Annotated in this window: 14 protein-coding genes, 1 rRNA gene and 1 other annotated feature; all 15 genes read left to right on the forward strand. The window is 42.9% G+C overall.

What is annotated here, in order from left to right; translation table 11 throughout:
* Positions 1-93, forward strand: a 5S ribosomal RNA gene (rrf, locus tag CW370_RS19630); the annotation flags it as partial.
* A 239-nt stretch (positions 94-332) separates the two neighbouring features.
* Positions 333-797 (forward strand): transcriptional regulator CtsR, encoded by a 465-nt coding sequence (gene ctsR / locus CW370_RS19635; protein ID WP_003225724.1) that lies wholly within the window; start codon positions 333-335, stop codon positions 795-797.
* Positions 798-810: 13 nt separating this feature from the next.
* Positions 811-1,368 (forward strand): protein-arginine kinase activator protein McsA, encoded by a 558-nt coding sequence (gene mcsA, locus CW370_RS19640; protein WP_014475591.1) that lies wholly within the window; start codon positions 811-813, stop codon positions 1,366-1,368.
* Positions 1,368-2,459 (forward strand): protein arginine kinase, encoded by a 1,092-nt coding sequence (locus tag CW370_RS19645; RefSeq protein WP_003235007.1) that lies wholly within the window; start codon positions 1,368-1,370, stop codon positions 2,457-2,459. Before mcsA ends, CW370_RS19645 begins: the two co-directional genes overlap by 1 nt.
* Positions 2,456-4,888 carry an ATP-dependent protease ATP-binding subunit ClpC gene (gene clpC / locus CW370_RS19650; RefSeq protein WP_014475592.1) on the forward strand — a complete coding sequence of 811 codons (2,433 nt, stop codon included), beginning with the start codon at positions 2,456-2,458 and terminating at the stop codon, positions 4,886-4,888. Before CW370_RS19645 ends, clpC begins: the two co-directional genes overlap by 4 nt.
* A gap of 91 nt (positions 4,889-4,979) precedes the next feature.
* Positions 4,980-6,356 carry a DNA repair protein RadA gene (radA, locus tag CW370_RS19655; RefSeq protein ID WP_015252992.1) on the forward strand — a complete coding sequence of 459 codons (1,377 nt, stop codon included), beginning with the start codon at positions 4,980-4,982 and terminating at the stop codon, positions 6,354-6,356.
* 3 nt (positions 6,357-6,359) lie between these two features.
* A complete protein-coding gene (gene disA / locus CW370_RS19660) occupies positions 6,360-7,442 on the forward strand; it encodes a DNA integrity scanning diadenylate cyclase DisA (RefSeq protein WP_003225736.1) in 1,083 nt (360 codons plus the stop codon).
* Positions 7,443-7,557: 115 nt separating this feature from the next.
* Complete coding sequence (locus CW370_RS19665) at positions 7,558-8,658, forward strand: PIN/TRAM domain-containing protein (protein ID WP_003235014.1); 1,101 nt, start codon at positions 7,558-7,560, stop codon at positions 8,656-8,658.
* A gap of 14 nt (positions 8,659-8,672) precedes the next feature.
* Positions 8,673-9,371, forward strand: a complete 699-nt coding sequence (gene ispD, locus CW370_RS19670) for a 2-C-methyl-D-erythritol 4-phosphate cytidylyltransferase (RefSeq protein WP_024572791.1) — start codon at positions 8,673-8,675, stop codon at positions 9,369-9,371.
* The gene (ispF, locus tag CW370_RS19675) at positions 9,364-9,840 is read left to right on the forward strand and encodes a 2-C-methyl-D-erythritol 2,4-cyclodiphosphate synthase (protein WP_003225745.1); all 477 of its coding nucleotides are present in this window, start codon (positions 9,364-9,366) and stop codon (positions 9,838-9,840) included. Before ispD ends, ispF begins: the two co-directional genes overlap by 8 nt.
* Before the next feature lie 90 nt (positions 9,841-9,930).
* A complete protein-coding gene (gltX, locus tag CW370_RS19680; RefSeq protein WP_014478617.1) occupies positions 9,931-11,382 on the forward strand; it encodes a glutamate--tRNA ligase in 1,452 nt (483 codons plus the stop codon).
* 2 nt (positions 11,383-11,384) lie between these two features.
* Positions 11,385-11,615, forward strand: a binding site (T-box leader).
* Positions 11,616-11,683: 68 nt separating this feature from the next.
* Positions 11,684-12,337, forward strand: a complete 654-nt coding sequence (cysE, locus tag CW370_RS19690) for a serine O-acetyltransferase (protein ID WP_003225749.1) — start codon at positions 11,684-11,686, stop codon at positions 12,335-12,337.
* The gene (gene cysS / locus CW370_RS19695; protein WP_024572793.1) at positions 12,334-13,734 is read left to right on the forward strand and encodes a cysteine--tRNA ligase; all 1,401 of its coding nucleotides are present in this window, start codon (positions 12,334-12,336) and stop codon (positions 13,732-13,734) included. The genes cysE and cysS overlap by 4 nt, the downstream gene beginning before the upstream one ends.
* Positions 13,735-13,737: 3 nt before the next feature.
* A complete protein-coding gene (locus CW370_RS19700; protein WP_004399685.1) occupies positions 13,738-14,169 on the forward strand; it encodes a mini-ribonuclease 3 in 432 nt (143 codons plus the stop codon).
* Positions 14,153-14,902, forward strand: a complete 750-nt coding sequence (rlmB, locus tag CW370_RS19705; RefSeq protein WP_014478620.1) for a 23S rRNA (guanosine(2251)-2'-O)-methyltransferase RlmB — start codon at positions 14,153-14,155, stop codon at positions 14,900-14,902. Before CW370_RS19700 ends, rlmB begins: the two co-directional genes overlap by 17 nt.
* Positions 14,903-14,904 lie beyond the last annotated feature (2 nt).

The following is a 14,904-nucleotide window of genomic DNA, read 5'->3' on the forward strand; positions in this document are numbered from 1 at the left end:
CACACCCGTTCCCATACCGAACACGGAAGTTAAGCTCTTCAGCGCCGATGGTAGTCGGGGGTTTCCCCCTGTGAGAGTAGGACGCCGCCAAGCAAGCTTAAACCCAGCTCATTGAGCTGGGTTTTTTGTATTTTGGTTTATTGGTATCATAAAATTCCACTTAACTGTATAATATAATAACTTTATACGAATTTTAAATCAGCAATCAGGTTTTGTGGACCGCGAAAATGGAAATAATAAAGGATAGAGCGAGAAAGTTGAAATTCCTCGAGAAACGGCTTATAGTAAGATTATAGTCAAATATAGTCAAAGTCAGTAAAGGAGGGGGTTGAGTGGGACATAATATTTCTGACATCATTGAACAATATTTAAAACGAGTGTTAGATCAAAATGGCAAGGAAATTTTAGAGATTAAACGAAGTGAAATTGCAGATAAATTTCAATGCGTTCCTTCCCAAATAAATTATGTCATCAACACCAGATTTACAAGCGAAAGAGGATATATTGTTGAGAGCAAACGCGGGGGCGGCGGTTACATCAGAATCATTAAAATTAAAATGAACAATGAAGTTGTCCTGATCAATAATATAATTTCTCAAATTAATACCCATTTGTCTCAAGCAGCCTCTGATGACATTATTTTAAGGCTATTAGAAGACAAGGTAATTTCAGAAAGAGAAGCAAAAATGATGGTCAGCGTAATGGACCGCTCAGTTTTACACATTGACTTGCCTGAACGTGATGAATTAAGAGCGAGAATGATGAAGGCAATGCTGACTTCTTTAAAATTAAAATAAGCGGGTGAAAAGATTGATTTGTCAAGAGTGCCACGAGAGACCAGCCACTTTTCACTTTACAAAGGTTGTTAACGGAGAAAAAATAGAAGTTCATATTTGTGAACAATGTGCCAAAGAAAATAGTGATTCATATGGTATAAGTGCAAATCAGGGTTTCTCTATTCATAATTTACTTTCGGGTTTACTGAACATGGATTCTTCATTTCAAAATGCAGGAACTCAAATGTTCAGTCACTCGGAGCAAATATCTGCTTGTCCGAAATGCGGAATGACTTTTCAGCAATTCAGAAAAATTGGCCGTTTTGGATGTTCTGAATGTTACAAAACATTTCATAGCAACATTACACCAATCCTACGTAAAGTGCACAGCGGAAACACTGTGCATGCAGGTAAGATACCGAAACGAATAGGCGGCAATCTTCATGTCAGACGGCAGATTGATATGCTAAAAAAGGAATTGGAATCCTTAATCCATCAAGAAGAATTTGAAAATGCAGCTCATGTAAGAGATCAAATTCGTTCATTAGAACAATCACTCAAAAGTACAGATAGTGAGGAGGAACAGGGGTAATGTCGCTAAAGCATTTTATTCAGGACGCACTAAGCAGTTGGATGAAGCAGAAAGGACCTGAAAGTGACATTGTACTCAGCAGCCGCATACGTTTAGCAAGGAACTTTGAGCATATTCGGTTCCCTACGCGGTATTCCAATGAAGAAGCCTCATCCATCATACAGCAATTTGAAGATCAGTTTTCAGAGCAAGAAATTCCCGGAATCGGCAAATTTGTTTTGATTAGAATGAATGATGCACAGCCTTTAGAAAAGCGTGTACTTGTTGAAAAACATCTAATCAGTCCTAATCTGACAGAGTCTCCTTTTGGCGGCTGTTTGCTTTCTGAAAATGAGGAAGTAAGCGTCATGTTAAATGAAGAGGACCATATTAGAATTCAGTGTCTTTTCCCTGGATTTCAGCTTTTAGAAGCAATGAAAGCCGCAAACCAGGTCGACGACTGGATTGAAGAAAAAGTTGATTATGCATTCAATGAGCAAAGAGGATACTTAACCAGCTGTCCTACAAACGTAGGTACAGGTTTAAGGGCTTCGGTCATGATGCATCTGCCGGCACTGGTTTTAACTAGGCAAATAAATCGAATTATACCGGCAATTAATCAATTAGGCTTAGTTGTTAGAGGAATTTATGGGGAAGGCAGCGAAGCAGTAGGGAATATCTTTCAAATTTCAAATCAGATCACGCTTGGTAAGTCAGAGCAGGATATTGTAGAGGATCTTAACAGTGTTGCTGCTCAGTTGATTGAACAAGAACGATCTGCCCGAGAAGCGATTTATCAAACTTCTAAAATCGAACTTGAGGATCGGGTATATCGGTCTTACGGGGTCTTGTCTAATTGCCGGATGATAGAATCGAAAGAAACTGCAAAGTGCCTTTCAGATGTTCGGTTAGGCATAGACCTAGGCATTATAAAAGGACTTTCAAGCAACATACTTAACGAACTTATGATTTTGACGCAGCCAGGATTTTTACAGCAATACTCGGGAGGCGCTTTGCGTCCGAACGAAAGGGACATTCGAAGAGCGGCTCTCATCAGAGAACGGCTTCACTTAGAAATGAATGGGAAAAGACAGGAGGATGAATCGATATGATGTTTGGAAGATTTACAGAAAGAGCTCAAAAAGTACTGGCGCTAGCACAGGAAGAAGCACTTCGGTTAGGTCATAATAACATTGGCACTGAGCATATTTTATTAGGACTGGTAAGAGAAGGAGAGGGCATTGCTGCTAAAGCTCTTCAAGCGCTTGGACTCGGTTCAGATAAAATTCAGAAAGAAGTAGAAAGTTTGATCGGGCGCGGGCAGGAAATGTCTCAAACGATTCATTATACTCCTAGAGCTAAAAAAGTCATTGAGCTTTCAATGGATGAGGCAAGAAAACTCGGTCATTCTTATGTTGGAACAGAACATATTCTTCTTGGTCTGATTCGTGAAGGAGAAGGTGTTGCTGCGAGAGTTCTGAATAATCTCGGTGTCAGCTTAAATAAAGCAAGACAGCAGGTGCTCCAGCTTCTAGGAAGTAATGAAACAGGATCATCAGCGGCAGGAACAAACAGCAATGCGAATACGCCTACGCTTGACAGCTTGGCAAGAGACTTAACTGCTATTGCGAAGGAAGACAGCCTTGACCCTGTAATCGGCAGAAGCAAGGAGATCCAGCGTGTCATTGAAGTGTTAAGCCGCAGAACGAAAAACAACCCTGTTCTCATTGGGGAACCAGGTGTAGGTAAAACGGCTATCGCAGAAGGTTTGGCACAGCAAATTATCAATAATGAAGTACCCGAAATTTTGCGTGATAAACGTGTGATGACATTAGACATGGGAACAGTTGTTGCCGGCACAAAATACCGCGGAGAATTTGAGGATCGCCTGAAGAAGGTCATGGATGAAATTCGCCAGGCAGGAAATATCATTCTATTCATCGATGAGCTCCATACATTAATCGGGGCAGGCGGAGCAGAAGGTGCTATTGATGCATCTAATATTTTAAAACCTTCACTTGCTCGCGGCGAACTCCAATGTATTGGCGCAACGACTCTTGATGAGTACCGTAAATATATTGAAAAAGATGCAGCACTGGAACGCCGTTTTCAGCCGATTCAGGTTGATCAGCCATCTGTAGATGAAAGTATTCAAATTTTACAAGGTCTGCGTGACAGATACGAAGCCCACCACCGCGTTTCTATCACTGATGATGCCATTGAAGCTGCGGTTAAGCTTTCTGACAGATATATTTCTGACCGCTTCCTTCCGGATAAAGCAATTGACTTGATCGATGAAGCAGGTTCAAAGGTGAGACTGCGCTCATTTACAACGCCTCCTAACTTAAAAGAGCTTGAGCAGAAGCTTGATGAGGTTCGTAAAGAGAAGGATGCGGCAGTGCAAAGCCAAGAGTTTGAAAAAGCTGCTTCCTTGCGTGATACTGAACAACGCCTGCGCGAGCAAGTAGAGGATACGAAGAAATCATGGAAAGAGAAGCAAGGGCAGGAAAACTCAGAGGTTACTGTGGATGATATTGCGATGGTTGTATCCAGCTGGACCGGTGTGCCTGTATCTAAAATTGCCCAAACTGAAACTGATAAGCTTCTCAATATGGAAAACATTCTTCACTCCCGCGTCATCGGCCAGGATGAGGCAGTTGTAGCTGTTGCAAAAGCCGTCAGACGTGCGAGAGCAGGATTAAAAGATCCTAAACGCCCAATCGGCTCATTCATTTTCTTAGGCCCTACAGGTGTAGGTAAAACAGAACTTGCACGAGCACTTGCTGAATCCATTTTTGGCGATGAAGAATCCATGATCAGAATTGATATGTCTGAATACATGGAAAAACACTCAACTTCAAGACTTGTTGGTTCACCTCCGGGATATGTGGGATATGATGAAGGCGGTCAATTGACAGAGAAAGTCAGAAGAAAACCTTACTCTGTCGTGCTTCTTGATGAGATCGAGAAAGCGCACCCTGATGTCTTCAATATCCTTCTGCAAGTTCTTGAAGACGGGCGTTTGACTGATTCTAAAGGACGCACAGTCGATTTCCGCAATACCATTCTGATCATGACATCAAACGTTGGAGCAAGTGAGCTGAAACGCAATAAATATGTCGGCTTTAACGTTCAGGATGAAACTCAAAATCATAAAGACATGAAAGATAAAGTGATGGGTGAATTGAAACGAGCGTTCAGACCTGAGTTCATCAACCGTATTGATGAAATCATTGTCTTCCATTCACTTGAGAAAAAACATCTTACTGAAATTGTGTCATTAATGTCTGATCAATTAACGAAACGCCTGAAAGAACAAGATCTTTCTATCGAATTGACAGATGCTGCAAAAGCGAAAGTCGCGGAAGAGGGCGTTGACCTGGAATACGGTGCCCGTCCGTTAAGAAGAGCGATCCAAAAACATGTCGAGGATCGTTTATCTGAAGAACTCCTCAGAGGAAATATTCATAAAGGACAGCATATTGTTCTTGATGTAGAAGATGGCGAATTTGTCGTAAAAACGACTGCTAAAACGAATTAATATAGAAGACGGAAATGAGGCATACAGCATGTAAGTGTATGCCTCACTTTCATATCAAGAAATAGAACAAGGGAGAGGTCTTACACTATATATGGCTAAAACAAAATCGAAATTCATCTGCCAATCCTGCGGCTACGAGTCTCCAAAATGGATGGGGAAATGTCCGGGCTGCGGTGCTTGGAATACAATGGTGGAAGAAATGATTAAAAAAGCACCGGCCAATCGGAGAGCGGCTTTTTCTCATTCTGTTCAAACTGTACAGAAACCTTCACCTATTACATCAATCGAAACATCAGAAGAACCCCGCGTCAAAACCCAGCTTGGCGAGTTTAACAGAGTACTCGGCGGAGGTGTCGTTAAAGGCTCCCTCGTTTTAATTGGCGGTGATCCCGGTATCGGAAAGTCAACGCTATTACTGCAGGTTTCCGCTCAATTATCAGGCTCATCAAACAGTGTCCTGTATATTTCGGGAGAAGAATCTGTAAAGCAAACGAAGCTGCGAGCAGACCGTCTCGGCATTAATAATCCGTCACTGCATGTTTTATCTGAAACCGATATGGAGTATATTTCGTCTGCTATACAAGAGATGAATCCAGCGTTTGTCGTTGTTGACTCTATTCAAACGGTTTACCAAAGCGATATTACATCGGCTCCAGGCAGTGTGTCGCAGGTCAGAGAGTGTACCGCTGAGCTGATGAAAATTGCAAAAACAAAAGGTATTCCGATTTTTATCGTAGGGCACGTGACGAAAGAAGGGTCTATTGCAGGTCCGAGACTGTTGGAGCATATGGTTGACACTGTTTTATATTTTGAAGGAGAACGCCACCATACTTTCCGTATTTTGCGGGCTGTAAAAAACCGTTTCGGATCTACAAACGAAATGGGCATTTTCGAAATGCGGGAAGAGGGGCTCACTGAGGTTTTGAATCCTTCGGAAATTTTCTTAGAAGAACGCTCTGCTGGTTCCGCAGGCTCGAGTATCACTGCCTCTATGGAGGGCACTAGACCGATTCTCGTTGAAATTCAGGCGCTCATCTCGCCAACAAGCTTTGGCAACCCAAGGCGTATGGCAACGGGAATAGACCATAACAGGGTCTCTCTGTTAATGGCTGTGTTAGAAAAAAGAGTAGGGCTGCTGCTGCAAAATCAGGATGCTTATTTGAAAGTGGCTGGCGGCGTTAAGCTTGATGAACCGGCAATTGATCTTGCCATTGCGATTAGTATCGCATCAAGCTTTAGAGACACACCTCCAAATCCTGCAGATTGTTTTATTGGAGAAGTGGGATTAACCGGAGAAGTCCGGCGGGTTTCAAGAATTGAACAGCGTGTGAAAGAAGCGGCAAAGCTTGGTTTTAAACGCATGATCATACCCGCGGCAAATCTGGATGGATGGACAAAACCAAAAGGGATTGAGGTTATCGGAGTAGCAAATGTTGCAGAAGCGCTTCGTACTTCATTAGGAGGATAATAGATGGAAAAAGAGAAAAAAGGGGCGAAACACGAGTTAGACCTGTCATCTATATTGCAGTTTGTTGCTCCGGGTACACCGCTCAGAGCGGGGATGGAAAACGTCTTGAGAGCAAATACAGGCGGTCTGATTGTTGTTGGATATAATGATAAAGTAAAAGAAGTGGTGGACGGCGGCTTTCACATAAACACGGCTTTTTCTCCGGCGCATTTATATGAGCTGGCTAAAATGGATGGAGCGATCATTTTAAGTGATTCTGGTCAAAAGATCCTCTACGCGAATACTCAGCTGATGCCGGATGCCACAATTTCTTCATCAGAAACAGGAATGCGGCACAGAACTGCCGAAAGAGTAGCTAAGCAAACTGGCTGTCTTGTAATCGCTATTTCTGAAAGAAGAAATGTCATAACGTTATATCAGGAAAACATGAAGTATACACTAAAAGACATAGGATTTATTTTAACCAAGGCAAACCAAGCCATTCAAACACTTGAAAAATATAAGACAATCCTCGATAAAACGATTAATGCACTGAACGCGTTAGAGTTTGAGGAACTTGTTACCTTCAGTGATGTCTTGTCTGTCATGCATCGTTATGAAATGGTACTGAGAATCAAAAACGAAATTAATATGTATATCAAAGAGCTGGGGACAGAAGGGCATCTGATCAAACTGCAAGTCATTGAATTGATTACGGATATGGAAGAAGAGGCCGCTTTATTTATTAAGGACTATGTAAAAGAAAAGATTAAAGATCCGTTTGTTCTCTTGAAGGAGCTGCAGGATATGTCCAGTTATGATCTGCTGGATGATTCCATTGTGTATAAGCTTCTCGGTTACCCTGCTTCTACTAATCTTGATGATTATGTATTGCCGAGAGGATACAGGCTGTTAAATAAGATACCGCGTCTTCCGATGCCGATTGTTGAAAATGTTGTAGAAGCATTTGGAGTCCTACCAAGGATTATTGAGGCGAGTGCAGAAGAATTAGATGAAGTAGAGGGAATCGGTGAAGTACGAGCCCAAAAAATCAAAAAAGGATTAAAACGCCTGCAAGAGAAGCATTATTTAGACAGACAACTGTGATTTCGGTTAAAACCTTATGAATACGGGTATATTAATGTTGGTTTTTGTTTATTCTGATATTCGTAGGATGCATAAGACTTTGTGAAATTAAAATGTTAAAAAAGGAGGTGGGGGTATGTTAAAACGAATAGTTCAGGCGTTCTTCATTATTTTTGGCGGCGTTGTTGGTATATTTTTGATACCTGAATTGTTTGTACTGTTAAATATACAGGACATACCTTTAATAACAAACGCATATACGTCTGCGGCAATAGGAGCAATTATCTTTTTTCTCATCAGTATATGGGGTACAGAATACGTTGTGAACTGGGTGAAGTGGATAGAGGATTCATTGTTAAAAGCGCCGGTTCCAGATTTGTTATTTGGAAGTCTTGGCTTAGTTTTTGGACTTATAATTGCTTATCTTATCGTAAATGTTATTCCTTTAGACAATATACCTTACCGCATATTCAGCACAATAATTCCTGTATTTTTGGCTTTCTTCCTCGGTTATCTCGGCTTCCAGGTGGGCTTTAAGAAAAAGGATGAATTGATCAGCCTGTTTTCCATTAGCGCCAGAATGCAAAAGAAAAAAGGAACAGCTGATGAAGAACATGAGGTTCAAGACAAGAAGCTGAAAATTTTGGACACTAGTGTTATTATTGATGGGAGAATAGCAGATATTTGCCAGACTGGTTTTTTAGAGGGAGTTATCGTGATTCCGCAGTTTGTCCTTGAGGAATTGCAGCATATTGCAGACTCTTCAGATGTTTTAAAACGAAACAGAGGACGCCGCGGTCTTGATATCCTGAACCGCATTCAGAAAGAATTAGACATTGAAGTTGAAATTTACGAAGGCGACTTTGAAGATATTCAGGAGGTTGACAGCAAGCTCGTCAAACTTGCTAAGCTGACATCCGGGGTCGTTGTGACGAATGATTTTAATTTAAATAAAGTGTGCGAGCTTCAGAAGGTAGCAGTATTAAACATTAATGACCTAGCCAATGCGGTCAAGCCTGTTGTGCTTCCTGGCGAGGAAATGAATGTTCAGGTCATTAAGGACGGGAAAGAGCATAATCAGGGAGTTGCCTACTTGGATGACGGTACGATGATTGTCGTTGAAGAAGGACGGAATTATATCGGCAAGCATATTGATGTACTCGTCACAAGTGTGCTGCAGACAGCAGCGGGACGAATGATTTTTGCGAAGCCTAAGCTGTTGGAGAAGGCGCTGTAAAGGGAGAAGAAACAATGAGTTATGATGTGGTGATTCCTGCAGCCGGACAGGGAAAGCGGATGAAGGCAGGGAGAAATAAACTGTTCATTGAGCTGAAAGGAGACCCGGTGATCATACACACGTTAAGAGTGTTTGACAGCCATCGGCAGTGCGATAAAATCATTTTGGTGATTAACGAGCAGGAGCGGGAGCACTTTCAACACTTGCTGTCCGATTACCCGTTTCAAACTTCAATTGAGCTTGTAGCAGGCGGAGATGAGCGTCAGCACAGTGTGTATAAGGGGCTGAAAGCCGTAAAGCGGGAAAAGATTGTCCTTGTACATGACGGTGCCCGCCCATTTATAAAACATGAACAAATTGACGAACTGATCGCAGAGGCGGAACAGACAGGAGCGGCCATCCTTGCTGTTCCGGTAAAAGATACGATTAAACGCGTTCAAGATTTACAAGTCAGTGAGACGATTGAACGTTCAAGCTTGTGGGCTGTCCAAACGCCACAAGCTTTTCGTCTTTCTTTATTGATGAAGGCTCACGCTGAGGCCGAGCGCAAGGGATTTTTAGGGACGGATGACGCCAGCCTCGTTGAACAGATGGAGGGCGGTTCGGTCCGTGTTGTAGAAGGCAGCTATACAAATATTAAGCTGACGACGCCAGACGATTTGACGTCAGCTGAAGCTATCATGGAATCAGAAAGTGGGAATAAACATGTTTAGAATTGGACAAGGATTTGATGTGCATCAATTAGTTGAGGGCCGTCCTCTCATTATTGGCGGAATTGAAATCCCGTACGAAAAAGGGCTGCTTGGCCATTCTGATGCAGACGTATTGCTGCATACCGTCGCTGACGCCTGCCTGGGAGCTGTGGGTGAAGGAGACATAGGCAAGCATTTTCCTGACACAGATCCCGAGTTCAAGGACGCAGATTCTTTCAAATTACTTCAGCATGTCTGGGGAATCGTGAAACAGAAGGGGTATGTCCTTGGGAACATTGATTGCACCATCATAGCGCAAAAGCCGAAGATGCTGCCGTACATAGAAGATATGAGAAAAAGAATTGCTGAAGGCCTTGAGGCAGATGTTTCTCAAGTAAATGTAAAAGCAACAACGACAGAAAAGCTTGGATTTACAGGCCGGGCGGAAGGAATAGCGGCTCAGGCGACAGTACTGATACAAAAAGGCTAACTTGTTTTGATGCCGGGTCTATTTGGTGGTAGAATAGATTCATACATTTTTGCCTGAGGCCATACATGACATGAAAGGAAGTATTTGAAAATGGGAAACGAAGTACGCGTCCGTTATGCACCGAGTCCAACCGGACATTTGCATATTGGAAATGCCAGAACGGCGCTTTTTAATTATTTATTTGCCCGCAATCAAGGCGGTAAGTTTATCATTCGAGTTGAGGATACTGATAAAAAGCGCAATATTGAGGGCGGAGAACAAAGCCAGCTGAATTATCTGAAGTGGCTAGGTATTGACTGGGATGAGAGTGTGGATGTCGGAGGAGAGTACGGCCCATACCGTCAGTCCGAGCGTAACGATATCTATAAAGTGTACTATGAAGAGCTTCTTGAAAAAGGGCTTGCTTATAAATGTTACTGTACGGAAGAAGAGCTTGAAAAAGAGCGTGAAGAACAGATTGCCCGCGGAGAAATGCCTCGTTATTCCGGAAAACACAGAGACCTGACTCAGGAAGAACAGGAGAAATTTATCGCCGAAGGCAGAAAACCAAGTATTCGTTTCCGCGTGCCGGAAGGAAAAATCATCGCCTTTAATGATATCGTAAAAGGTGAAATTTCTTTTGAATCAGATGGCATCGGCGACTTCGTTATTGTGAAAAAGGACGGAACGCCTACTTATAACTTCGCGGTAGCTATTGATGACTACTTAATGAAAATGACACACGTGCTGCGCGGTGAGGATCATATTTCTAACACACCGAAACAGATTATGATCTATCAAGCATTCGGGTGGGATATTCCTCAGTTCGGACACATGACGCTGATTGTAAACGAAAGCCGTAAAAAGCTCAGCAAACGTGATGAATCCATTATTCAATTCATCGAGCAGTACAAAGAGCTTGGCTACCTGCCAGAAGCGCTGTTCAACTTTATCGGCCTGTTAGGCTGGTCACCGGTTGGAGAAGAAGAGCTTTTTACAAAAGAGCAGTTTATTGAAATTTTTGATGTAAATCGTTTATCTAAATCACCAGCTTTGTTTGATATGCATAAGCTAAAATGGGTTAACAACCAATATGTGAAGAAGCTGGATCTTGATCAGGTTGTTGAACTGACGCTTCCGCATTTGCAAAAAGCGGGCAAAGTTGGCACTGAGCTTTCTGCTGAAGAACAAGAGTGGGTTCGTAAACTGATTTCCCTGTATCATGAGCAATTAAGCTACGGTGCGGAAATTGTTGAGCTGACTGATTTGTTCTTTACGGATGAGATCGAGTATAATCAAGAAGCGAAAGCTGTTCTGGAAGAAGAACAGGTTCCTGAAGTGCTCAGCACATTCGCAGCGAAGCTTGAAGAGCTTGAGGAGTTCACTCCGGATAATATCAAAGCATCAATCAAAGCAGTGCAGAAAGAAACTGGCCATAAAGGGAAAAAACTGTTTATGCCGATTCGTGTTGCTGTAACAGGGCAAACTCACGGTCCGGAACTGCCGCAATCAATTGAATTGATCGGTAAAGAGACTGCAATTCAGCGTTTAAAGAATATCTAAATAAATGATTGTTGACAGGGAAGAGTATAAAGCTTTAGGCCATTACAGAAAGGATCTTCATTGGCTGAGAGAGATCCATGAGCCGGGTTTTAGAAGTGCGCCCTTAAGACCTTTGAAGAACGTTTTTTGAAACCAGTATTCAAAGGCGGCCGCCGCCGTTACAGGCTGAAGTTGGGAGAGCAGAAGTCTGCTTTTCAAACAGAGTGGAACCGCGCGGTTAAAGCGTCTCTGTCATGTTTACATGCAGAGACGCTTTTTTTATTGGGTAGAGGAAATCAGATAGAGAAACGGGGGGAAGCATGTGTTTTTTAGAATGCTCAAAGAAGACATTGATACTGTGTTCGATCAAGATCCCGCAGCAAGAAGCTATTTTGAAGTGATTTTAACTTATTCCGGTTTACATGCTATATGGGCGCATCGGATTGCACATGCTTTATATAAACGAAAATTTTATTTCCTTGCACGCCTTATATCTCAAGTAAGCCGATTTTTTACCGGGATAGAAATCCACCCCGGCGCTACAATCGGGAGAAGATTTTTCATAGACCACGGCATGGGGGTTGTCATTGGGGAGACATGTGAAATCGGGAATAACGTAACCGTTTTTCAGGGGGTTACCCTCGGGGGAACGGGGAAAGAAAAGGGAAAAAGGCACCCAACGATTAAAGATGACGCATTGATAGCCACAGGTGCTAAAGTGCTCGGTTCTATTACGGTCGGTGAAGGCTCAAAGATTGGCGCTGGTTCAGTAGTGCTGCATGATGTTCCTGATTTTTCAACAGTTGTCGGTATCCCTGGACGGGTCGTTGTACAAAATGGCAAGAAAGTAAGACGCGATTTAAACCATCAGGATTTGCCCGATCCAGTTGCTGACCGCTTTAAGTCTTTGGAACAGCAGATTTTAGAGCTGAAGGCAGAACTTGAAGACAGAAAAGAAAGGATCAATCAAAAATGACAATCACACTTTATAATACATTGACTAGACAGAAGGAAACATTCGTTCCTCTTGAAGAGGGAAAAGTGAAAATGTATGTATGCGGACCTACGGTTTACAATTACATTCATATCGGGAACGCGCGTCCGGCAATCGTTTACGATACGGTTCGAAACTATTTAGAGTATAAAGGCTATGATGTGCAGTATGTCTCTAACTTCACAGACGTAGACGATAAATTAATTAAAGCGGCAAATGAACTCGGTGAGGATGTACCCACCATTTCAGAGCGTTTTATTAAAGCATACTTTGAAGACGTAGGTGCGCTCGGCTGCCGAAAAGCCGACCTTCATCCGCGAGTAATGGAGAACATGGGTGCCATTATCGAATTCGTAGATCAGCTCGTGAAAAAGGGCTACGCATATGAATCAGAAGGTGACGTATATTTCAAAACCAGAGCGTTTGAAGGGTACGGAAAGCTTTCTCAGCAATCAATCGATGAACTTAGATCAGGTGCACGCATCCGAGTCGGCGAGAAAAAAGAAGATGCTCTTGATTTCGCACTGTGGAAAGCGGCAAAAGAAGGAGAAATCTCTTGGGATAGCCCTTGGGGAAAAGGACGTCCGGGCTGGCACATTGAATGCTCAGCAATGGTGAAAAAGTATCTCGGTGACCAGATTGATATCCATGCGGGCGGACAGGATTTAACATTCCCTCACCATGAAAACGAAATTGCGCAATCTGAGGCGCTGACAGGCAAAACGTTTGCGAAGTACTGGCTTCATAATGGTTATATCAATATTGATAATGAAAAAATGTCAAAATCACTAGGCAACTTTGTGCTTGTCCATGACATCATTAAACAGCATGATCCGCAGCTTTTGAGATTCTTTATGCTATCTGTTCATTATCGCCACCCGATTAACTATTCAGAAGAGCTTCTGGAGAATACGAAAAGCGCGTTCAACCGTTTAAAAACAGCGTACAGCAATCTTCAGCACCGTCTGAACAGCAGTACGAATTTAACCGAAGATGACGATCAATGGCTTGAAAAAGTTGAAGAACACCGCAAAGCATTCGAAGAAGCGATGGACGATGATTTTAATACGGCGAATGCCATTTCAGTCTTGTTTGACTTAGCGAAACACGCCAATTATTATCTTCAGAAAGATCATACGGCTGATCATGTGATTACGGCGTTTATTGAGATGTTTGACCGCATTGTTTCTGTCCTCGGTTTTTCGTTGGGTGAGCAGGAACTTCTCGATCAAGAGATTGAAGACTTAATCGAAAAGCGAAATGAAGCGCGCCGGAATCGCGATTTTGCATTGTCAGACCAGATCCGCGACCAGCTGAAAAGCATGAATATCATTCTTGAAGATACGGCTCAAGGCACTCGCTGGAAACGGGGAGAATAACAGATGCTTGAATTTGATACGATAAAAGATTCTAAGCAGCTTAACGGTCTTGCGCTTGCTTATATAGGTGATGCCATTTTTGAAGTGTATGTCAGGCATCACCTGCTTAAGCAGGGCTTTACCAAACCAAATGATCTTCATAAGAAATCAAGCCGGATTGTTTCAGCAAAGTCACAGGCTGAGATCCTATTTTTTCTGCAGAATCAATCATTTTTTACGGAAGAAGAGGAAGCGGTGCTGAAAAGAGGCAGAAATGCCAAGTCAGGGACAACACCTAAAAATACAGATGTTCAGACGTACCGCTACAGTACAGCATTTGAAGCGCTTCTGGGCTACCTTTTTCTAGAGAAAAAAGAGGAACGACTTAGTCAGCTCGTAGCCGAAGCTATACAATTCGGGACGTCAGGGAGGAAAACAAATGAGTCAGCAACATGATTACGTCATAGGGAAAAATGCAGTGATCGAGACGTTAAAATCTGATCGGAAGCTGTATAAGCTGTGGATGGCGGAAAACACCGTAAAGGGACAAGCACAGCAAGTGATTGAGCTTGCCAAAAAGCAGGGAATCACGATTCAATACGTCCCGAGAAAAAAACTCGATCAAATGGTGACAGGACAGCATCAGGGCGTAGTGGCACAGGTTGCAGCGTATGAATATGCAGAACTGGACGATTTATATAAAGCAGCCGAAGAAAAAAATGAACAGCCTTTCTTCCTCATTCTGGACGAGCTTGAAGACCCTCATAATCTTGGTTCCATTATGAGGACAGCAGATGCGGTCGGCGCTCATGGCATCGTCATTCCAAAACGGAGAGCTGTCGGGCTGACAACAACAGTGGCAAAAGCTTCAACAGGAGCAATTGAGCACATTCCTGTGGCAAGAGTCACCAATTTGGCACGGACGTTAGAAGAGATGAAAGAGCGGGGAATCTGGGTTGTCGGAACGGATGCGTCCGCGCGTGAGGATTACCGTAATATGGACGGCAATATGCCTTTGGCTCTAGTCATCGGAAGTGAAGGAAAAGGGATGGGCCGCCTTGTGAAGGAAAAGTGCGATTTTCTCATTAAACTCCCGATGGCCGGAAAGGTAACTTCACTAAATGCATCTGTCGCGGCTGGTCTTTTGATGTATGAAGTCTACCGGAAACGAAACCCTGTGGGAGAATAAAG

Source organism: Bacillus sp. SN32 (genome assembly GCF_002837495.1).
In the GTDB taxonomy this organism is placed as follows: domain Bacteria; phylum Bacillota; class Bacilli; order Bacillales; family Bacillaceae; genus Bacillus; species Bacillus subtilis.